The sequence below is a fragment of the Flagellimonas algarum genome (genome assembly GCF_040513375.1).
Taxonomy (GTDB): Bacteria; Bacteroidota; Bacteroidia; order Flavobacteriales; family Flavobacteriaceae; genus Flagellimonas_B; species Flagellimonas_B algarum.
In genome coordinates this window covers 231694-252787 of the sequence record NZ_JBEVTG010000002.1, presented here as the reverse complement: position 1 = coordinate 252787, position 21094 = coordinate 231694, and the positions used below count along the sequence as shown (strand labels likewise).

Genomic DNA, 21094 nt, shown 5'->3' with positions numbered 1-21094 from the left:
AATGGGCAATTCCGTTTTAAGGGTACCCCTACTCCTATTAAGTACGGGTGAACCCAATAACCGGTTTCCATGCATTTCAATTCCACTATCGTAAGTCCAACGCTTTTTTATCGTTTGTCCCTTTTCTTTTGGGTGATCTGTCTTGCTATTCCCAATGCGCTGAATGCCATGGCCGAACGGTCTGAAAGCGAAACGGAACTACAGTTGGCAAGCTGTAGTTTCAATGCGAAAAAACGGAGTTGGTTCGGTCTTGACGGCCAAAAGGAATACGCGCAACGAGGATTGACCGTCATCCATTTCAATTCAAGCTCAACCGTCGAATACAAAACCCTTGACACCTATGGTAGTGTCGAGGCCAGACAAGAAGTGTTGGAGCTTTTGCGACAGCTGCGATCAAAGCAAGCCTATTTTGTGCTTTTGGCCCATGATTCCGCGGTACCCGGTAGTTTTGGTGATGCCGCAGCCTTAGAGGCTTTGGGCTTTGAAAGCTTGGCTGCATTGAAAAGCCGTGAAGCTTATGTCGCACACAACCTCAATGGCGAATTGAAGGAATGGGTCGACGGTACGGAGTTGAACCAGAACATCACGGTACCGGAAGGCATTTCGGACCCGACCATCTATTTCCCAAAGGAAACCTACACTTTTGATGCCCGAAACGATCGCTATATCGCCCATGCCGCAGGTGTGGTCAACGGTGTCAAATCTACCAATTCCATCGAGGCTTTGGATGCGAATTACAAAAAAGGGTTCCGCTATTTCGAATTGGACATCATAACTACTTCAGATGGACATTTAGTAGCCGCACACGATTGGAAAATGTGGGCGCGTTTCACGGATTTTCAAGGGAGCCTCCCTCCTTCCTTAAAGGAGTTTAAAAAGCATAAAATTTACGGGGATTACCGTACCATGGATTTGCCGGCCATCAATGCGTGGTTCGCGGCCCATCCCGATGCCTATCTGGTGACCGATAAGTTAAACGACCCCATGGCCTTCGCCCAAACCTTTGTCGACAAAGACCGTTTGATCATGGAGCTCTTCAGTAGGTTGACCCTAGAGGAGGCATCAAGAAACGGCATTGCCGCCATGATTTCACAAGAACCTTTGCTCGCCCTACGTGGTAAAGCCTTGGATTACCTCGCCATCAACAACATTCAATATGCAGCCGTCTCAAGACGCATCGTCAGCTCGCATAAAAAACTACTTGCTTCCCTACGGGACCAAGGTGTTAAAGTGTTCGTATACAATGTCAATTTCGACCCTGGAAAAGACGAAGTGTACGTACAGGAAAACGAGTTGGGCCTGGTCTACGGTATGTATGCCGATAACTGGGTTTTCGATGCTTATGGGGGTGCCCCTAAGGAAGACTAGAATTTCACTTGATAGTTGATCCCGGCTGAAATGCCCCAAAAGAAACGGCCTGAATCAAAGGCCAATTCCTGCCTTCGTACCCCTAGGTTCATCCGGTAGATATTCGGACTGTTCTTACTCGTAAACTGGTATTCGAGGTTCAGACGTTGGGTTTCGATATACAAAATGGTTTCCGAAAGCAATTCCTCACCGGAAAAATATTGGCGCAACTCCGGAGAAAAACCCATACCCACGTTGAAGCCCAGAAAGTTCTCCCCATCCCTAAAGTACTTTCTCACCAAAAGGTTGGATGAAAAACGCGTGAGGTTATCGGGTCTTGGGGTAATGTACGAACGAAGCGAAAAGTAATAGTTGCCGCTGTAATGCCCAAGGGAATTGGTAATGATGGTGATATCCTGTGTTCGGGTCTTGATGAACCGTCCGCCGGCCGAGAATTCAAAGGCGGCCGGGATATTGAAATTCCAATACAGGTCCCCACCGAATTTATGACTCGGATAGATTTCAGCGTTGGAATACCCATAATTAATATAAGCATACATCTTCTTGGCGATCTTCGGGTAGAGGTCGATATCGAATTGCACCCCGTGCTGACCCAATCGATTGCTGTAATTGATCCTTGGGATAATGCTTCCGAATTTGGTCCGTCTCAAAAAGGAAACACTTGAAAAAATCATGGGGTCGTAGCGTTCGCTGAACACCGTGAACGAATTATTGACACCGATCCGGTTTTTCGGTAATTCGGGTTCGGTAATCTGTTCAGGGGCCGGAGGGCCAGTAGCAGCTACTTTGGTCGCTTTTTTAGCAGGTCGGGTGTCTTGATTGTGCCACCCCAATGCAGGATACTCCGTTTTGGCATACCGCGTTTTTGCCATGCTGAGCAGGCGCAGCAATTCGCGATCTTTGGGGATATAAACCAGCCCTTTATTGGCCAGGCCTATAGCAATCGCGTTGTTGCCCGCGTATAATTCGTTTTTGACGGCTGATATCCACGCTGTGCGGTTCGATCGATGGACCGTGGTGATTTTGTTGAAAAGCTCCCTGGCCTTTCCATATTGCCCTGCCCAACTGTGGGTATGGGCCAACAAGAGCTGTGCTTCAAGTTGGTCGTTCTTGTTCACGTCGGCTTCCAAGAGAACGGTTTTGGCCGCTTGGTATTTGTCGTCAAAGGCCAACTCGTAGGCTTCTTCAAAGGCTTCCATGTCGGTAAAGGCAACTGATTGGGCCGACAGTCGAAAGATCATGAAGACCAGTACAAGCAGCGTGTATGTGCGGTTACTTCCCATCATTGATCCAAACTTAAACTGGCCATTTGATCCGTTGTTTCTTTCTTTTTCTTTGGTAAGCGCACGCCGTGTTTTTTAGCTTCACGCTTGGCCCTTGCGATTTTATCGGCCACCATATGGGCGCTTGAACTGTTCGCTTGTACGGTTTCGATGAGTTCTAGGGCCTGGTAGTGGCGATCACCCCAGAAGTACACATCGAATAGGGCCGCATAGGAGTCGATGTAGTTGGGGTTGGTGGCAATACAGTCTTGTAGTATTTCAATCGCCTTATCACGGTCCCTCCGCCAAGCATTGATACGACCGGTCAGGACCTTGGTGTCGATATGACTGGGTGATTCAGACAAGATGTACCGACAAAGCAGCAATGCCTTGTCATAGTCCTTATCGAAGGCCAACTGCCGGGCGATCATATAATACCGATCGAAATTCTGGCCGTTGTATAGACTGCTGACCCAGACCATTTCACTTTCAGTGAACTTTTCTTTCTTGACCGAAAAAATGGCCAAACTATCGGGAATGATCTTGTTCTGGCTGGTGACATATGCATTCATGGACTTGAACGCCTTTAGTTTTTTGTCGATACCCCCGCCAGAAAAGGAACTGCTCAGGTTCATCGATGCGTCGATATCATAGGTCGCACCGTCTGAATACAGTTTTTCACCGCTGACGTACTCTTTTAATTCGTTTTTGTTTCGCATGAGCGGGATGTCTTTCGTCGACCTATAGGCGACTTCGGTGTCCAAAGAGCCCCCCATCCAGGCGACTTTCCTGGGCATTTTCATCTCATAGGCCCCTTCAAGCAGGCTAAGGATGGTCGGCGTGATATCGAAATGTGAGTTCAACGCACTCATCTTGCGGGGTGATTTCAACAGCGGACTATACATGATCAAGGGTACATGAAAGCGGCTTAAAGTGTTTCGCTGTGGAATCGGGATCAATCGGTGGTCACCGGTGACTATGAAAATGGTGTTTTCATAACCCGGTTGGTTTTTATAGGCGTTGAACGCATAGCGTAAGGCGTCATCGGTATACAATAAGGTTGCGAATACATTGTCGTTCTTGCGGATGACCTTTTGGGTGCGTGCATCAAGTCCGCTACCTTTCAAGATTTGTTTCACCTGCGCTTCATAATGCGCTTGTCGCGGCGGTATGAAGGGCTCGTGGTTGCTGATGGTCATATAGACTTCCATCCGGGCTTGGCCGTCGGCACGTTTCAAGCTCATGCTTTTCTTAAAGAGCTCCATGTCAGGATAACCCCAAGAAGAACCCGCGGCATCTTCAGCCTGCATTTCATATTGGGAACCAAAACCTGATTTATCCAACACAAAATCGACATTTTCGCTTTGTAAGAAACGATCGACATTGTCGAAGGAGCTATTGGTGCCTTGATAAAACGAGGTTTTATAGCCGTTGTTCTTTAGGATGCTGAACAGCGTTAACTTGTTCGGATACTTCTCCAATTCCATAAAACCACTTTTACCGAAGGGTAAGGACCCCATGATACCGGGCAAGACCCCGAAAGTACGTCCGGTATTGCTGAGACAGTTTTCCCAGTACAGTGATTTTCGGCTCAGGGAGTCCAAAAAAGGTGTAAACCCTTCGAATTCGGCGTTTTCACCCACGAAATCGCGACCAAGACCTTCCACTATGAAAAACACCAGATTCGGTTTTTCCGATTTCATTTCGAAAAATGGGGCAAGTACGTTATCGAAACTATGGTTTTTGATGAGCGGATATTCGACATCGGCCTCATAGGTAGTGTCTTCCGTAGAGCTGTTGTACAGATTGACCGCCAAATACTGACTTTTGTTTTGGTTGATAGGCTTCCCTTCCAAAAACAAGGTCGAAATGAACAAACTGAACAAGACGATGGTAAAGGGATACATCCTTCCGATAAAATGGTAGTAGCGCGAGGTCAGCTTATAGCTTCCGATAAAGATGGCGATGATCGCGGCAAGGCCTACGATGGCCCAAATCGAAATCCCACCTGAATTGGAAATTGTTTCCTTGATATCGGCAAAACTATAGCCCAACAAATCGGAACCCAAAGGCACCAATGCCGTGGTATAATAACTGATCAGCATAGCCTCGATGATCAGTAGGAAAACCAGCACCGAGAATATCAAGTTGAAACCCCATCTCGGACGGTAATTCTCCCAAAAATTATAAGGAAAGGTCAAGATGACCGCGATCAATGAGGTGTAGCCCATTTGATGCGCAATGGCAATACCCAAACTCGCACTGAAAATCGTGTCGACCACCCCTTTGATGTAAAGGGTCACGTATTGAAAAGCATACAGGACCAACAGACTCAAAAAGAATGCAATGATGAGTCTGGTGAACTGCTTTAAACTATATCGTTCGAGTTGACTGGTGTTCATGATATTTCGTTAGGAGGTCGTGCCCAATCCTTTACGGACCTGGGATCCCCATCCTGCTTTTTTGCCTGTCAATTTTTTATAATTACCACGAATGGCCGCCCATACCACGACCGGATGAAAGGTCAATGGTTCTATGATGGCACATAGCATGAGGGTCAAGATATCCTTCGTTTTGGTGTATTCGTTATAGGTATAGACATCCCAAAGGATGGCGTAGAATGAAAACATGATGGAAAAGGCATAAATCGTTGCCGTCAAGGCAAGAAAAAACGACCAATTCAAAATGCCTAGGTATCCGAATAGGATGATGGTGAAAAACCCGAAAAACTCCAATAACGGTGCCAACCATTCGTAAAAAAACCAATAGGGGTAACTGATCAATCCCAAACGACCGAATCTCGAATTGAAGAACATGTCTTTGTGTTTGAACAAGGTTTCCAAGTTGCCCCTAGCCCATCGATCGCGTTGGTTTACCAACATCTTAAGATCTTCTGGGACTTCGGTCCAGCACAAAGGATCCGGGATGTACTCGATCGTGTATGGCTGCCGTAGGTCATGCATATAGCGACGCATGCGGAAAATGATTTCCATGTCCTCCCCCACCGTTCCGGTATCGTACCCGCCAACTGCAAGGGCGATCTGACGATCGAAGAACCCAAAGGCCCCGGAGATGATCAAAAGGCTGTCGATGCGCCCCCAGGCCATCCGTCCCAATAGAAAAGAGCGGGTGTACTCAAGCAGCTGGAACTTCGCCAACCAGTTCTTCGGTAAATTGATCTGTTCCAAGGCCCCACCTGTAATTCGGCATGAATTGGCGACCCTGATGACCCCGCCAACGGCGATTACCTTCTTTTTTGAGCGCTGCGTAAACGATTTGACCACATGCAACAAGGCATCGGGTTTGAGTAAACAATCGACATCGATACAGCCGACATAATCGTTTTCGGATAAATAAATTCCGCAATTCAAGGCGTCCGATTTACCTCCATTTTCCTTATCGATAACCGTCAATTTCGAAAAAGAACGATGTTTCGATCGATAGATGCCACGAATGGGCTTTGATTTCAAGTTCGGGTCGATGGGCTTGTCGATTTTTTCAAGATCATACGCAGCGATCATTTTCTCAAGGGTATCGTCTTTGCTGCCATCATTGACCACCATAACCTCGTAATTCACGTATTTCAACGATAAAAGCGATCGAATGTTTTCAACGATATTCAAGCCCTCGTTGTAGGCGGGCGCTATGATGGTTATGGAGGGTGCGATCGGCGAAGCCATGACCTTGCTCAAATCCCCAAAACTGTTTTTGTTTTTGTAATGGATGGCATTGCGGGTCGAAAAATAGCCCATGAAACTGAACATGGTAAACAAGACCACCGTGAACACCATGAAAATGATGTTGATGTATTCGATCAATAAGTCGAAAAAGCTATTCCCCATCCTGATCCTGGTTTTTGGGTGAAACGGCTTCCCGTCTTAATTCGAGGTAAAACTCATCCGACAATTCAAAATCAAAACCGGTATCTTCTTCTTTTGAAGGTTTGATCCCAAGCTCGTCGTATAAAAAACAAAGTTCCAAGGGGAGCTTGTTCGACCTCGTAGCTTCCGGTTCGATGGCTTTTTCAACCTTGATTTCAGTGAACGAAACTTCCAAATCGGTAATTTGAACCGCTGTATCACGTACTTTGGTCACCACTTCATCAAACTGTTGTTTTGCGGGTTCGAAAATGGAAATCGCTTTTTGCACCAGTTTGCTCAATGTCGTATTCGAGGTCTCTTTGGCCACCCCATACAAGAACGGTAGATCACGATGGTCGGCCAATTCGATCAATTCCTTGATCAGGATTTCTTTTGAATCCTCATCGGAGGCGTGGTTGAATAGGCTGTAGAATATACTGTCTTCGGCCATTGAAGGGGTATCCCCATCGTTTTCTTTGACGGTTTCTTCCGTTTCAGGCTCCGCCTTGTTGGCCTGTTTAATGTTCTTGAAGGCTTGGTAGCGTACCTCGCTGTCGCCGTCGCTCTCGACGACGAATTCCAAGAAATCGGTCTGTTGTTTGGGGTGTGCCTTCGTATGATCGTTGACAAAACTGATTCGCTCATCGGTGGTCAGCTTACTAAAGTCCTCTTTCTGATCATCAGGTGTTTCGGGTGCCGATTCGTTGGCGGGTATTAAATTCAAGGAATGGTTGACCGCTTCATCCATATCATCTGACAACGGCTCCAACTCAAAAGGGGTCGAAGGTTCGGCTTCTTCCGGATTTTCAGCAATTTGTGGTTGTGTCAACGGGGATTCAATGACATCGAACACTTCGACTTCTTGGACTTCGATATCCAAAGGTGACGTTTCTTTTTCATCAGGCTTTGGAAAGTCGTTATCCGTCTTGGTGGTATCCAAAATGGTCGTTTTGGTCACCACGGTTTCTTCATGGACTTCCAAATCGGAAAAAGAAAGGTCGTCCAAGATGTCTTTGGTCGGTAGTACGGAATCTGGGCGGATGGTATTGATCGCCCCCATCGCTTTGCTCGCTACCGAAAAGTGTTGTTCATTATCTTTTACCTGATAGAGGAATTCCAGTTCGGAAGCACCCCCGATTTTGGAAACCGCGGTCAGGATTTGGATTTTAACGGGTACTTGACACCCCCAAAACACTTGTTTTAAAGGCTCTAGGGCTTCCGTGAAGCCAAAATGAGCGATGCATTGTACGGCAGCGATTTTGATCACATCCTCCTTATGCTTGGTCAATTCGATAATCGAAAGCTCCGCTTCACGTTGGTTGTAGTGCTTGATCAATCGCAATGAAAACAAGACCACATCACGGTTTTCGGAGGTCAGCCACGTCTTGAATTTTGGCGGACGGAAATCCTCCAAACGGGCCATGGCCTCAATGAGTTTCAATTGTTGCCATTCACTGATGGTGTAGGTGGTCGTATCGAGAAGGAATTCGATGCCGCCTTTGTTCATGGCTACAAGGGCCAATTCGGCCTGCTTTCGCACGACGCGCCTTTTATCGTTGACGAAGGCCTTAATGGGTTCATACGCAACGGAGACCTGCATTTGGGCCAACTCCAAAATCCCTTTCGATACCTTGGGCCAGTGCCAGGAGCGCAATTTCGCAATAGAATCGTGGTGTAGTCCCATTTCCTTGAACAAACGGAACAAGCGCGCTTGTGTCTCACCTGAAACATCCTTCTGTAAATCGAATAGGATATCGGCCAAGATTTTTCTAAACCTACGGTCGTTGAGGTATTCCCTGATTTCGATTTTCAGTTTGACATAGTCACGTTGTTCACTTTCAGGATCCGTTTCACTGTGGAACAGGAAATTACTGATGATCGGCGCCAGCTTCTTACGCTTTGCAATGGTTTTTAGATAGGTCTTGGAAATCCGGTTCCTGAAAAGGAAGATAAAGGCAAAATACACCCCGCCTAAAATGCCGAAAAGCATGGTCAGGTCCCATAATAGATCCGAATGGATCTTAGGCAATAGGGCGATATTTGCGTTACAGATCAAGTGGCGTAAAAACGATTGATTTCCCGAGTGACCCGTACGACCAATTCAGAAGGACTTACCGGTTTCGATATAAAGTCATTGGCCCCCATTTGGAGGGCACTTAGTACATTGTCTTCATTGGAAGCCGCCGATATCAAAATGATCGGTATACCCGATCGTATCGAGTTGCGTAAATGATCCACCAGCTCGATGCCCGAACAATAGGGCATCATGATATCACTGATGATGGCATCCGGCAGTTCATTTTCCAATGCGGCCAAGACTTCTTTACCGTCTTGGGTTACCGTAACGAAAAAACCCGCCTTTTCGAGGCGGTAGCTCAGCAATGATGCCAGCATTTCGTCGTCTTCAGCCAATAAGATCTTGTTTCGTTCCAAGGCGTCGGCTTTATGATTTTCTTTTTTCCATCTCCTGATCCAAGAGCTGTTCAACTTGGGGGTAGGCCTCGACAAACTCCAAATACAGGTTTTTCAATACTTGAAAATCGCCACCGTCTTTGCATTCTTCGGAAAGTTGCTCGCATAAATCGGACAACGATTTGGCCTCCATCATCTTTAAACTCGACTTGATTTTGTGCGCGGCAAACCCAATGCCCTGGATGTTACGACCGTCTAAATGCAATTTCACATTTCCGATGAACTCGAGCATGTTCTGTTTGAACAGTCGTACCAGTTCCTCAAGCAGTTCGATCTGTCCGAGGCACTCCTTCTCAATGGGATCAAGGTTGATCAGTGGGTAGCGTTGCGAGGCTTCGGCAGCGTCAATGGATCCAAGGTGTTGGGTCGCTGATTGGGCCATATGATTCGCTATCATTAGTTGCAATTCTTCTGAATCATAGGGTTTTAAGATGAAGTCGTTGATGCCCCACTGTCGACAATGTTTTTGGTCGTTCAAGCTGAAATCCGCGGAGACGGCGATGATCGGGATGTTGCGTACACGGGCGATGTGGCTTTCACGGATGCGTTTCGTGATTTCGAGTCCGTTCATACCGGGCATACGCAAATCCATCAATACCAAATCGATGGGGTGGTTTTCCAACAGTTTAAGTCCATAAATTCCATTTTCAGTGATGTAGCTCTTACAACCCCAATTCTTCAATCGGTTGTACATCAGTTTTTGGTTCATGGTATTGTCTTCGAAAACCAAAATGCGTGCACCCCGGATGCTTTTTGGATCCAAGTTCGGTTTGACCACCGGCGGTACCGATTCAGCCGTCATTTCCCTGGTTTTTCCGAATGGGAGGATGACTTGAAAGGTCGTGCCTACCCCTAAGGTACTTTTGACTGCGATACAACCTTGTTGTTTTTCTACGATTTCCTTAACGATACTAAGTCCTAATCCAGACCCTCCGTATTTGGTAAAGGTGTCGTCTTCGGCTTGTTGGTAGGATTCGAATATGCGTTTCAGTTGATCATTGGCGATACCGATGCCGGTATCGGAAACCTCAAATTCCAAATAGGTCCGTTGTTTTTCGTTACCCTTTAACCGGATGTTCAACCGTACTTCCCCTTCCTTAACGAATTTGATCGCGTTACCCATCAAGTTCAACAGGATCTGTGATAGCTTCGAAGGGTCTCCAACGAGGTGGTTGGGGATATTTTCGTCGATTTCGACTTCAAGCTTGACTTGGCTTTCCGTGATCAAGGTTTGGCAAAGAAAGGAGACTTCCTTCACCAAGTTGACCAAATGAAAAGGGACCTGTTCGAAGGTCTCCCGCCCTGCGGCCAGTTTTGAGAATTCCAGAAGTTCATTGATGATGTCCATCAGATGGTTGGAAGCCGTACCCATGGCATTGACCAACTGCTGCTGTTCGACATCCAATTCGGTTTCCCTTAAGAGCTCGATAAACCCTAGGATTCCGTTCAGTGGTGTTCGAATTTCATGGCTGACGTTTGCTACCAGGGAGGTTTCCGCCTCGCTAGGTCCTGCTGACTTGGCAGCAGCCGATTCAGGCTCTCCGAACACTTTTTCTTCAAGACCGGTCTTGAAGGTTTCGAACGATTGTTTGAGTTTTTGCGCTTCTTTGGAATTCAATTCGGTGAAAGAGAAGCTATCCAAGCCTGTTTCCAGCTTCGATAAGTGCGATAGTAATTCTCGGGTATTCAATTTAAAAATGCTGTAAAGGTTTGCGGGGTCGATTGACCTAACAAACTGGTTTATATATTTTTAAAACTCCCCAATTCACCTAGTGTATGCAATAAATTGTTACCTAGGGCCTGATAACTGTTGTCAAAGGACGAAAATTGTAGGTGTGGCAGAACACCTTGTTCAGTACCAAGCGGAACCTATGTCAAACTTGGAATAGTCTTGAAGAAACTTGAAAAAGTGCTGATAATAAGTGGGTTAGACAAGGCTTGGAAGGTTTTCCACACCAACTCAAAATATAAACTTATTATTTAGATACTTGACATTAAACCACTGTTTAACAGTGTTATAAAAAATAAATCAGTTATTCTTCCTGATTTTTAGCGAGCCGGTCTTTTACGTATTCTACTTTGGTTTTACCATGTGGCAAAGGCTTGCCATTTTCATCCAAATTGACCATGATAATGTTGTCGACCGTGACAATGGTCTCTTGGTTCATCTTATTGCGGACCTCACAGTTCAAGGTAAGCGAGCTTTTTCCGAACTTCACGACCTCGATTCCGATTTCGACCACATCACCTTCTTCGGCCGTACTCATGAAGTTGATTTCCGACATGTATTTGGTCACCACCTTTTTGTTCTCGAGTTGCACGATACTATATAAAGCGGCTTCTTCGTCGATCCAAGCCAATACCTTACCGCCAAAAAGCGTGCGATTGGCATTCAAGTCCTCTGGTTTGACCCATTTTCTGGTGTGAAATCGCATAGCTAAAGGTTTTGTTGCAAAATTAAGTATTAATACCCTTGATAGCCCTACTCCCCTTTTCTTAACAATTGGATTTACCGAATTATAAAATTTGTTAAGCCGGAAATAAAGTTTTCTTAATTCGTTGGGAATGGTTTTGACGAAAAAATAAATTGAAAGACCAATAAACGAACATTCATCATCAACAAATGGAACTTTCTACCGACAACTACTATTCCGATCCTAGTTTTACCGTATTCCAAGTCCCGCATTGGCGGGCCTACCTCTACCGCTTTTTTTCCGTTAAGATTTGGGGTGGTCTGCCGAGCACGACCCAAAGAAAACTATCGCAATGGTATGCCAGCATCTACGATAAACCGATTTCGAAATGGATCATCAAACCGTACATCAAGGTCAACTACAACGATGAAACCTATTTGGACAAATTCAATCCACCAGGTCGAAAAACCGAATTCGAGACTTTTCAGGACTTCTTTACCCGGGAGTTCAAAGAGCTTCCAAAAAATGAGAGTCCCTGGGTTTGGCCTTGCGAAGGACTCCTTTGCGAAGAAGATAAGGTCGCTGCCATTGATACGGTGCAGGTCAAATGCGACCGTCGTGGGGTCCAAACGGTTTTTGGTGCCGAAGTGCCCAGCACGCATACCTTTACCAATGTGTTCTTGCATAATAAGAACTACCATCGGATCCATGCCCCTATTGATGGGACCATTAGCCGAATCCAGCATGTGCCGGGTGATTTAGTGGTTTTGCGCCCATGGATCTACAAACAGAATCCTTCATTGCCCGCTTTTCGAAACGAACGGTACAATATCGATATCGTTGACGGTCAGGGCCGCACATGGTATCTTTCCATCGTTGGAGGGCCTGCGGTGGGTACCATAGCTTTACATGCCGATGTGGCCATAGGGGCCAAAGTGAAAAAATTGGGTGAATTGGCCTTGTTTTACCTAGGCTCTACTTGCTGTATGGCGTCTCCTGTTTCACCACGGTTCCATCTTCGGAATTCGTTTGTGGAAGTCGGTGCAAGTTATTGAAGGACGGGCCGTTGGTCGATCTTCTTTTAAATGTGTAGGATTTTTGGTTTTTTTTAGGATTTATCTGTAACGGAATCCCCTATTTTAGTACTAACCAGAATAACACACATTTAAATCACTTCAAATGAAAAAACTAAACTTGGGCATTGCAATGCTACTTATTGCATTTGCCCTGCCGTTACAGGCGCAAACCGCCGATGAGATCATCAGCAATTATTTTGAGAACATTGGTGGCTTGGATAATTTCAAAGCCCTGGATGGATTGAAAATGACCGCAAAGGTCAATCAAGGTGGGATGGAGATCCCGATCGAGATCTACCAAATGAAAGACGGTCGCCAAATGACCAAGATCACTTTTCAAGGTAAAGTCATCAAGCAAGGGGTTTTTGATGGGGAAACGCTATGGAGCCATAACTTCATGACGATGAAAGCTGAAAAAAGCGACGCCGAACAAACGGCCAATTTCAAGTTGAACATCAATGATTTTCCTGATTCTTTCGCTGATTACCAAGCGAAAGGGTATACTGTTGAATTGTTGGGTAAAGAAACCATCGATGGCGCGGAGACCTTCAAAGTAAAATTGGTCAAAGAGCCGATTATGGTCGACGGTAACCAAGAAGACGATATTTCTTTCTACTTTTTCGATACGGAGAATTTCGTTCCTATCGCGGTTCAGTCTGAAATCAAATCAGGTCAAGCCAAAGGAATGATTTCCGAAACCACCATGAGCGATTACCAAGAGGTCGAGGGACTTTACTTTCCTTTCTCCATGACCCAAGGGATCAAAGATGGACAAGGTCAGCCGATTACCATCGATTCCATCGAGCTGAATCCAAGCATCGATGCTGCCGAATTCGCTTTTCCTGAAGAAGTAGCCGAAGAAAAAGAATAACGCAACACCCGAAAGACCCTTAACCGAGGGTCTTTTTTAATTGTATCGAAAATGAAAAAAATTATCCTAGCGATTTTTGCTTGTGGGATGTTGCCCGTTGCTGTGGGACATGCCCAAAGTTTGGAATCCATTGATGGCAAAGCCCTTTTTGGTGACCTGAACGCACGACATATCGGCCCTGCTTTAATGAGCGGTCGAATCAACGATATGGAAGTCCATCCGACCAATAGCCGAATTATTTATGCCGGAACAGCCGGTGGTGGGGTTTGGAAATCGAACGATGCCGGATCGACCTTCAATCCTATTTTTGACGACTATTGCCAATCTATCGGATCGGTCGAATTGGACCCTAACGATCCCGATAAGACCATTTATGTGGGTACTGGTGAAACCTGGCCTCGCAACAGCGTTTCCGTCGGTGATGGTTTATACAAATCCATCGATGGTGGCTCGAACTGGAAGAAAATCGGTTTCGAGAAATCGGAGCGGATCGCCAATGTCATCGTAAATCCTAAAAATTCCAAAGAAGTCTACGTGGGTGTACTTGGTGCACTCTGGGGTGATAGTGATGAACGTGGGGTGTTCAAATCGAATGATGGAGGCGAAACTTGGGAAAAGCTCTTGTACATCGATGCCAAGACCGGTTGTGCCGACTTGACGATGGACCCGAACGACCCTAACATTCTATATGCTTCCATGTGGGAATTCCGCCGAACCGGATGGTCTTTCGAGTCGGGAGGTGCCAACAGTGCGTTGTACAAATCGACTGATGCCGGAAAAACTTGGAACAAGATCCATAACGGCTTTCCGGCAGGGAAACTCGGTCGTTTGGCCATTGCCGTTGCCCCTTCGAATTCAAACGTGCTCTACACGGTCATCGAAGCGGAAAAAGATGAACGTAAAGGGTTGTATCGCAGTAACGATGCCGGTGCATCTTGGGAACAGTTGAACAACGATTTCGGAATCACGGTACGTCCATTTTATTTCTCAAGGATCGTAGTCGATCCCCGAAATGAGGATGTCGTGGTCAAAGGCGGCCTTAGCGGGTCGATTTCGCGTGATGGAGGTAAAACCTTTAAAAGCTTAGGGAATATGCACTCCGATATCCACGATATCGCGTTCAGTATCAAAGATTCCGATGTGATGTATGTCGGTACCGACGGTGGGGTCTACCGCAGTTGGGATGGTGGCACGAATATGGAAATCGTCGAAAACCTTCCCCTATCGCAATTCTACCACATCAGTGTTGATGATGCCGAGCCCTATAATGTATATGGCGGATTGCAGGACAACGGATCTTGGTGGGGTCCTTCCTCATCACCTGGTGGTGTGGAGGCACGTGACTGGAATTCCGTCGGTGCAGGAGATGGCTTCAGGGTGTTGAAACATCCGACCAAGAACATCATCTATTCCGAAATGCAAGGGGCCGAAAACGTATGGCGTTACGATGTAGATCGTAATTTGACCAAGACCATCCAACCCCTTCCCGATAGTGAAGATCAAAAACTACGTTGGAACTGGAATGCCCCTATGGCGATCAGTGTCCACCAACCCGATCGTTTTTACATGGGTAGCCAATACCTACACCGATCGGAAGATATGGGTGATACTTGGGAAATCATTTCTCCCGATTTGACCACCAATGATCCGGCAAAACAAAACCAAGAGGATTCCGGAGGTCTTTCAAAAGACAATTCAGGAGCTGAAAACCATACCACGATATTTACCATCGCCGAATCCACTTTGGATCAAAACGTCATTTGGGTAGGTACCGATGACGGTAACGTCCAAGTGACCCAAGATGGCGGAAAGACCTGGACGAACACAGTAGCCAACATTCCTGGCCTGCCCAAGAATATTTGGTGTTACCATATCGAGGCCAGTAGCTTTGATAAAGGAACGGCATATGCTGTTTTCGATGGGCATACCATGCACGATCAAAATCCGTATGCCTATAAAACGACTGATTTTGGAAAAACATGGACCAACATCATTTCAGACGATGTAGTAGGTTTTGTGCGCAATATCCAAGAAGATTATGTCAATCCGGATTTACTGTTCCTTGGAACGGAATTCGGCTTATACATTACCATGGACGGCGGAAAGAACTGGAAGAAGTTCACGAACAACATGCCATCAGTGGCCATCCATTTCATTGATTTGCAAAAGAAAACCAATGATTTGGTCTTGGGCACCCATGGTCGTGGGGTCATCATTCTCGATGATATCTCCCCACTTCGTGATATCAATGACGAGGTATTGACCAAGAACGTCCATTTTTTCGACACTCCTGAAACGGTAATCAATGAAACCGGAGGGTTCTCCGGCAACTTCGGTGCCGAGACGCAATTCGTCGGTCGGAACAAAACGAGGCAAGTCCAAATCAAGTACTACTTGAAGAAACGACACACCTTTGGCAAAATGAGCATGGAAATCCATGATATGGACGGCAATGTCGTATCGACCTTAGGCCCAGGTAAATCGAAAGGAATCAATATCGTCAACTGGAACTATACCCGTAAGCAGCCTAAAGTAGCCAAAGGGAAGACCTTCAGTTTCGGTGGATTTACTTCACCCCAGGTTCCTGAGGGCACCTATAAAGCCGTGATGAAGAAAGGAAAGGAAACTTTTGAGCACACCTTCAATTTGGTATACGATCCGAAATCCCCGTTGACCGCAAAAGACAGGGAATTGAAGAACACTACCACGAATCGGTTGTATGACATGACCCAAGAGTTGGCCTATTTGGTCTATGAGGTCGATGAGATCATTGCGAATGCCGAAGGAAAGGGTGACAAGAAAACCATGGCCAAATTGAACGGTTTGAAAGAAACCTTGGTGATCACTACCGGTGACAACTATGTAGGTTCGGCCGAACCGCAATTGCGCGAAAAAATGGCGGACCTTTACAGTAAGGTAGCATCGAGCTATGACAAGCCTACGGCTGCGGAGCTCAATAACCTGAATGTAATCGCGTCACGCTTCGATAAGGCCAAAGCCGATTTTGCCAAGATCAAAACGAAATATTTGAAGAAACAGGAACTGGAGTTAAAGTCTTTTGACGAATTCCTGGAAAGCAAATAATTCGCTTCCCATTCAAAGAAACCGCATTGAAAAATGCGGTTTTTTTGTTTATATCCCCGTTGAAAACTATCCAAGTACATCCAAGGGAGAGGATTTCAAAGTCATACCTTTAATAAAACTTGCGATATGGACGATAGGTCTTCAAAACTCCAAAGCATCCGCCCCACGATCACGACGACCAAAGTTTATGCCGATACCCGTAACGAGGAATACTTCCAAAACGAAAGCCTCCGGCCGATTATCAAGTTGCAAAACCCCTTGTTACTGGCTGCATTCAAGAACTACGTCCGTAAACATAAGAACCGGTTTTACGAACTGAACGTTGAAAACCGTTTGCTTTACATCGAGCGGGCCATCCAAAAAGACATCAAATTCCGAAACTCGCTAAAGGGGATGATCATCGGGCAGTTCACTTTGGAAGAATATAACGAATACATCCAAAACTCATCCGCTTTGAACAAACGCATGATGAATATGGTCATCGCCAGGATAAAGGATCAAGTACAGCTGCTTGAATCGGATGTGTTAATCTATCAGTGATTCCCCATTTAAATTGGTAGTGAGGATGTTGCTCATGAGATCGAAGTAGGGCCGTATCGCTTTGAAGGAACGTTCGATCTCATCGATGAACGTAGCCGACAATACCTCCTTATCGGTAAAGTTCCGAACGAAGATAAATTGCTTTCGCTTGATCAAATCAATATCCGGATGGGTCTTGTCAAAGCCTTTCGGGGCGGTTTTGACACCATCGCCCTGAAGTTCACCCCAGATATCCTTGAACGTAGGGTCACCGATAACCGCACGGAATTCTTCGGCATCCAATTCGAATTCCTTTCGGATACGGAACAGATCCTCTTTATTGGGATCCCAAAAACCGGTGGCCAAAAAAGTTTCCCCAGGCTTCAAACGCAAGTAGTAGCCTCCTCTCCTACTGGGGCCTGATCGGGCGAACGATCCCGCGAAATGCGATTTGTACGGGGTTTTGTCCTTTGAAAACCGAACATCGCGATAGATGCGGAACAATTTCATTTTTTCAATCTCATCATGCTGGTTCAGTCCTTCCATAACCGCTTGGTAGAACTCCTTTACGGCCGATTCGTGCTTTTTGAATTCGGTTTTGTGTTCGGTGAACCATTCGCGATTGTTGTTCTTTTCCAGTTTTTTCAAAAAATCCAAACTGGCCTTTGTAATGTTAGGCGCGTCCATACGATTAAGGATTCGATATTTTATGCTAAAGTTAACCATTTGTACTTCTTCAAATAGCTACTTTTAACATCTGGACGAAGCAACGATCAAAAAATGGACACGGAAGAAATCATTAAAAAATTGCAGTTTCATAAGAAACAACCCTACTTGGACTATAGGTTAAAAAGGAAGACGGAAGCTTTTACGGACCGTTTGTTCCATACGCTTTTCGATAGCTACACTCCGGTTAAGGACAACTTGGACCCCTTGGCCAACGATTTTTCGGCCTTGGTCGATTTGGCTTGTTGGAATACGGACAAGCCTTGTTCCAAGGTTTGGGAGCGTTATGTTCACAGCTTGCCTGAGATTTTAGAGAAACTGAATCTCGACGCGGAGGCCATTCTAAATGGTGATCCCGCCTCCTTATCGATCGAAGAAGTGTATATGGCCTACCCTGGCTTTTACGCCATAGCTATTTATCGTCTCGCCCATGAGTTGTATGATGCCGGTTTTCCCCTTGTTCCACGGCTGATGACTGAATACGCCCATCGGCAGACCGGAGTCGATATCAATCCGGGGGCCAAGATCGGTAAGGCCTTTTTCATCGATCATGCGACCGGGGTGGTTATCGGTGAGACGGCAGTGATCAAAGACCATGTCAAGATCTATCAAGGGGTGACCTTAGGGGCGCTTTATGTGGACAAAAGCTTACACCGTACCAAACGTCATCCGACCATAGAATCACATGTAACCCTATATGCCAATGCCACCATTTTGGGAGGCGAAACCGTCATTGGTGCCCATACGGTAATCGGTGGTAACGCTTGGGTGACGGCTTCGGTGCCTCCGCATTCGACCGTATTCCATACCCCTGAGATCAAAATAAAAACCGTGACCAATGCCTGATTCCGTTTTAGCACTCATCGGGAATACCCCTTTGGTGAAATCACAGCGGTTGAACACCAACCCGAATGTGGATGTCTACTTTAAATTAGAGGGCCATAACCCTGGCGGAAGCGTGAAAGACCGTCCTGCCTTCCATATGATCAAAAGGGGAATCGAGCGCGGTGATTTCAATGCGGACAGCAAGCTTATCGAGGCTACCAGTGGCAACACTGGGATCGCCCTTGCCATGGCGGCTGGTGTTTATGGCCTTGATATCGAATTGGTCATGCCCGAAAACTCGACGAAAGAGCGTGTTCAAACGATGCGGGCCTATGGGGCAAAAGTGACCCTGACCCCTTCGGATATCGGTATCGAAGGTGCTCGTGATTTTGTCATGGACAAGGTGGCGAACGAAGGCTATATCATGCTCGATCAGTTTGGTAATGCCGACAATTGGAAAGCCCATTACCTTAGTACGGGACCTGAAATATACGAAGCCACAGCGGGTAAGTTGACCCATTTTGTATCAAGCATGGGCACGACAGGTACCATAACGGGTACCGGCACCTACCTTAAAGAACAGGACGACAACATCAAAATCATCGGGGTTCAGCCCAAAGAGGGTTCACGGATCCCCGGGATACGAAAATGGTCTCCAGACTATGTGCCCGGTATTTTCGATGCCAGTAAAGTGGATGATATTTTGTTCGTTGATGAAACCGAGGCCGTCGCTATGGCCAAACGCCTGGCTAAAGAAGAAGGTATTTTTTCAGGAATGAGCAGTGGAGGTGCGGCCACCGTGGCACTTCGCCTGGCGGCGCAATTGGACCATGGGGTCATCGTCTCCATTGTCTGCGATCGTGGCGATCGTTATCTATCGGCTAATCTTTTCGATTGAGTTCGATCTCTACTCCTTCTCGATAACTTTCAAATTCAATAAGGTCGTTATGACCGCCACCTGCAATGGTATACAATTTTTTCGGTGCCTTTTCGATAGCTTCGAATAAGCGTTTGCCGGAGTCATAGGGTACTACCATATCATCGGTGCCATGGAAGATGGCGATAGGGCATTTCACCTTACCAATGCCCTTATCCGATTCGAATTTATACTTCAAAAGGGCCTTTGTCGGCAAGAAGGGAAAACGGGTTTTGGCTACATCATGCAAATTGTAAAAGGGTGTTTCCAGAATGAGTTGTCTTGGCCGGTGTTTTGCGGCAAGCGGGGTGGCGATCGCCGCCCCTAGCGACCGACCGAAAACAATGATATCGGCTTCGTTGTACCGTTGCAAGGCATACGCATAGAACAATTCGGCATCTTGATGTAAGTTCGCTTCGTTCAAGGTGCCCCTACTTTTCCCGTAGGTGCGGTAGTCCGAAATGAGGACATCAAAATCTTGTTCCACGAAGTATTGGGTAATTTTTCCCCAACGTGAAAGATCACCGGCATTTCCATGAAAATATAAGATCAGCCCTTTAGGACGGTCACTTGTAAAGTGAAGGGCGTGCAATCGGGCACCGTCGCTAGCATCTAAAAAAACTTCTTCAAAGGGGGATTCGAAACGAAACTCATAGTCGATGGCCAATTGGGTCGGCAAGAAAATGATTTTTTCCTGTACGAAGTATAACAATGCGGTTCCAATCATAAATACGGCCAAAACGACCCCTGCGATATTTCTAAGCCTTCGCATCGGCTTTATTGGTTTTTGAGGTATGTTGTACATTGATGCTTGAGCCTTCCAAATCGACTTTGGTCGGTTTGGAGTGTACGATATCGGATAACATCTGATGGTATGACTCGAAGGTATTCAGGTTTTTATGTCCCCCACCGATAACGGTGTGTAAGGTGGTGGTTTTCGGTTGGATGCGTGACAACTTTACACTGGTCTTGTATGGGATCAATTTGTCGTCGGTACCATGAATGATGTGTATGGGGCATTTTACGTACTTCATCCATTTATATGTGGGCATAGGAAATTTGATCAATAAGGACAATGGCATAAAAGGGATGTACTTTTTGGCTACTTTGCTCAAGCTGTAATACGGGGCATCCAAGATCAACATGCGGGGGTCGTTCATTGACGCCAATTTGGTAGCGAAACCCGACCCCAATGATCGTCCATAGAGAATGATGTACTTCTCAGCGACCTTGTCCTTGATCTTGTTGTAGATGAGTTGCATATCCCGCTTTACGGCCTTTTGGGTACGGCGGCCCGTGCTTTTTCCGAAGCCCCGGTAATCGACCATGATCACGTCGTAACCATGTCGGGTGAAATCAACGGCGAATTTGCCCCACCCTTTAATACTTTTCGAATTGCCTTTCAAATAAAACACCACACCCTTTGGATCTTTGGCCTTGAAGCGCAGGCCGTTGATCACGGCCCCGTCGCGGGTTTCGATATTGTATTCTTCGGTTTCTTGATTGTCGTAATGGAACTGGAAATCAGCCGTGAGTTTTTCAGGTTTAAAAAGGAAATAATCCTGCAAGAAATACAATAACAGACTGAGAAGCACATAAACCGCTGCGATCAGTATCGTTATGTATAGCCAAGGCTGCATTGCTTGAAAATACAAAAAAACCATAAAGGGGTATACTTCCATCAAAAAAGACCCCAAGTTG

Annotated in this window: 17 protein-coding genes; 7 read left to right on the top strand and 10 right to left on the bottom strand. The window is 46.2% G+C overall.

From position 1 onward, the window contains the following. Positions 1–69 precede the first annotated feature (69 nt). Positions 70–1368: a glycerophosphodiester phosphodiesterase family protein gene (locus ABV409_RS08345; RefSeq protein WP_353877124.1), complete on the top strand. Its 1299-nt coding sequence runs from the start codon at positions 70–72 to the stop codon at positions 1366–1368. On the opposite strand, the gene ABV409_RS08340 is transcribed toward ABV409_RS08345, so the two are convergent. The 7 genes from ABV409_RS08340 to ABV409_RS08310 form a co-directional block, all read right to left on the bottom strand. Next, complete coding sequence (locus ABV409_RS08340; RefSeq protein WP_353877123.1) at positions 1365–2654, bottom strand: YaiO family outer membrane beta-barrel protein; 1290 nt, start codon at positions 2652–2654, stop codon at positions 1365–1367. The genes ABV409_RS08345 and ABV409_RS08340 overlap by 4 nt on opposite strands. After that, complete coding sequence (locus ABV409_RS08335) at positions 2651–5032, bottom strand: sulfatase-like hydrolase/transferase (protein ID WP_353877122.1); 2382 nt, start codon at positions 5030–5032, stop codon at positions 2651–2653. Before ABV409_RS08335 ends, ABV409_RS08340 begins: the two co-directional genes overlap by 4 nt. A gap of 9 nt (positions 5033–5041) precedes the next feature. Further along, complete coding sequence (locus ABV409_RS08330) at positions 5042–6472, bottom strand: glycosyltransferase family 2 protein (protein ID WP_353877121.1); 1431 nt, start codon at positions 6470–6472, stop codon at positions 5042–5044. After that, entirely contained in the window at positions 6462–8519 is a 2058-nt protein-coding gene (locus tag ABV409_RS08325; RefSeq protein ID WP_353877120.1) for a HEAT repeat domain-containing protein, read from the bottom strand. Before ABV409_RS08325 ends, ABV409_RS08330 begins: the two co-directional genes overlap by 11 nt. Positions 8520–8542: 23 nt before the next feature. After that, positions 8543–8923, bottom strand: a complete 381-nt coding sequence (locus ABV409_RS08320; protein ID WP_353877119.1) for a response regulator transcription factor — start codon at positions 8921–8923, stop codon at positions 8543–8545. A 10-nt stretch (positions 8924–8933) separates the two neighbouring features. After that, complete coding sequence (locus ABV409_RS08315) at positions 8934–10604, bottom strand: ATP-binding protein (protein ID WP_353877118.1); 1671 nt, start codon at positions 10602–10604, stop codon at positions 8934–8936. 391 nt (positions 10605–10995) lie between these two features. Beyond that, positions 10996–11397: an acyl-CoA thioesterase gene (locus ABV409_RS08310; RefSeq protein WP_353877117.1), complete on the bottom strand. Its 402-nt coding sequence runs from the start codon at positions 11395–11397 to the stop codon at positions 10996–10998. Between the two features lie 188 nt (positions 11398–11585). Here ABV409_RS08310 and ABV409_RS08305 point away from each other — a divergent pair, with 188 nt between their 5' ends. From ABV409_RS08305 to ABV409_RS08290, 4 genes are all read left to right on the top strand, one after another. Next, positions 11586–12431, top strand: a complete 846-nt coding sequence (locus ABV409_RS08305) for a phosphatidylserine decarboxylase (RefSeq protein ID WP_353877116.1) — start codon at positions 11586–11588, stop codon at positions 12429–12431. A 124-nt stretch (positions 12432–12555) separates the two neighbouring features. Further along, positions 12556–13323: a LolA family protein gene (locus ABV409_RS08300; RefSeq protein ID WP_353877115.1), complete on the top strand. Its 768-nt coding sequence runs from the start codon at positions 12556–12558 to the stop codon at positions 13321–13323. A 51-nt stretch (positions 13324–13374) separates the two neighbouring features. Further along, the gene (locus ABV409_RS08295) at positions 13375–16407 is read left to right on the top strand and encodes a WD40/YVTN/BNR-like repeat-containing protein (protein ID WP_353877114.1); all 3033 of its coding nucleotides are present in this window, start codon (positions 13375–13377) and stop codon (positions 16405–16407) included. A 126-nt stretch (positions 16408–16533) separates the two neighbouring features. Continuing rightward, entirely contained in the window at positions 16534–16947 is a 414-nt protein-coding gene (locus ABV409_RS08290) for a glyoxalase (protein ID WP_353877113.1), read from the top strand. On the opposite strand, the gene ABV409_RS08285 is transcribed toward ABV409_RS08290, so the two are convergent. After that, positions 16933–17613, bottom strand: coding sequence for a DUF2461 domain-containing protein (locus ABV409_RS08285; RefSeq protein ID WP_353877112.1), 681 nt, complete (start codon positions 17611–17613; stop codon positions 16933–16935). The two genes, ABV409_RS08290 and ABV409_RS08285, sit on opposite strands and share 15 nt — an antisense overlap. 93 nt (positions 17614–17706) lie before the next feature. On the opposite strand from ABV409_RS08285, the gene epsC reads away from it, so the two are divergent. Together epsC and cysM are read left to right on the top strand one after the other, a co-directional pair. Further along, positions 17707–18498, top strand: a complete 792-nt coding sequence (gene epsC / locus ABV409_RS08280; RefSeq protein WP_353877111.1) for a serine O-acetyltransferase EpsC — start codon at positions 17707–17709, stop codon at positions 18496–18498. After that, on the top strand, positions 18491–19375 hold the full coding sequence (gene cysM / locus ABV409_RS08275) for a cysteine synthase CysM (RefSeq protein ID WP_353877110.1): 885 nt from the start codon (positions 18491–18493) through the stop codon (positions 19373–19375). The genes epsC and cysM overlap by 8 nt, the downstream gene beginning before the upstream one ends. On the opposite strand, the gene ABV409_RS08270 is transcribed toward cysM, so the two are convergent. Both ABV409_RS08270 and ABV409_RS08265 read right to left on the bottom strand, forming a co-directional pair. Further along, positions 19359–20165, bottom strand: coding sequence for an alpha/beta hydrolase (locus tag ABV409_RS08270; protein ID WP_353877109.1), 807 nt, complete (start codon positions 20163–20165; stop codon positions 19359–19361). The two genes, cysM and ABV409_RS08270, sit on opposite strands and share 17 nt — an antisense overlap. After that, positions 20152–21033, bottom strand: a complete 882-nt coding sequence (locus ABV409_RS08265; RefSeq protein ID WP_353877108.1) for an alpha/beta hydrolase — start codon at positions 21031–21033, stop codon at positions 20152–20154. Before ABV409_RS08265 ends, ABV409_RS08270 begins: the two co-directional genes overlap by 14 nt. Positions 21034–21094: the final 61 nt, after the last annotated feature.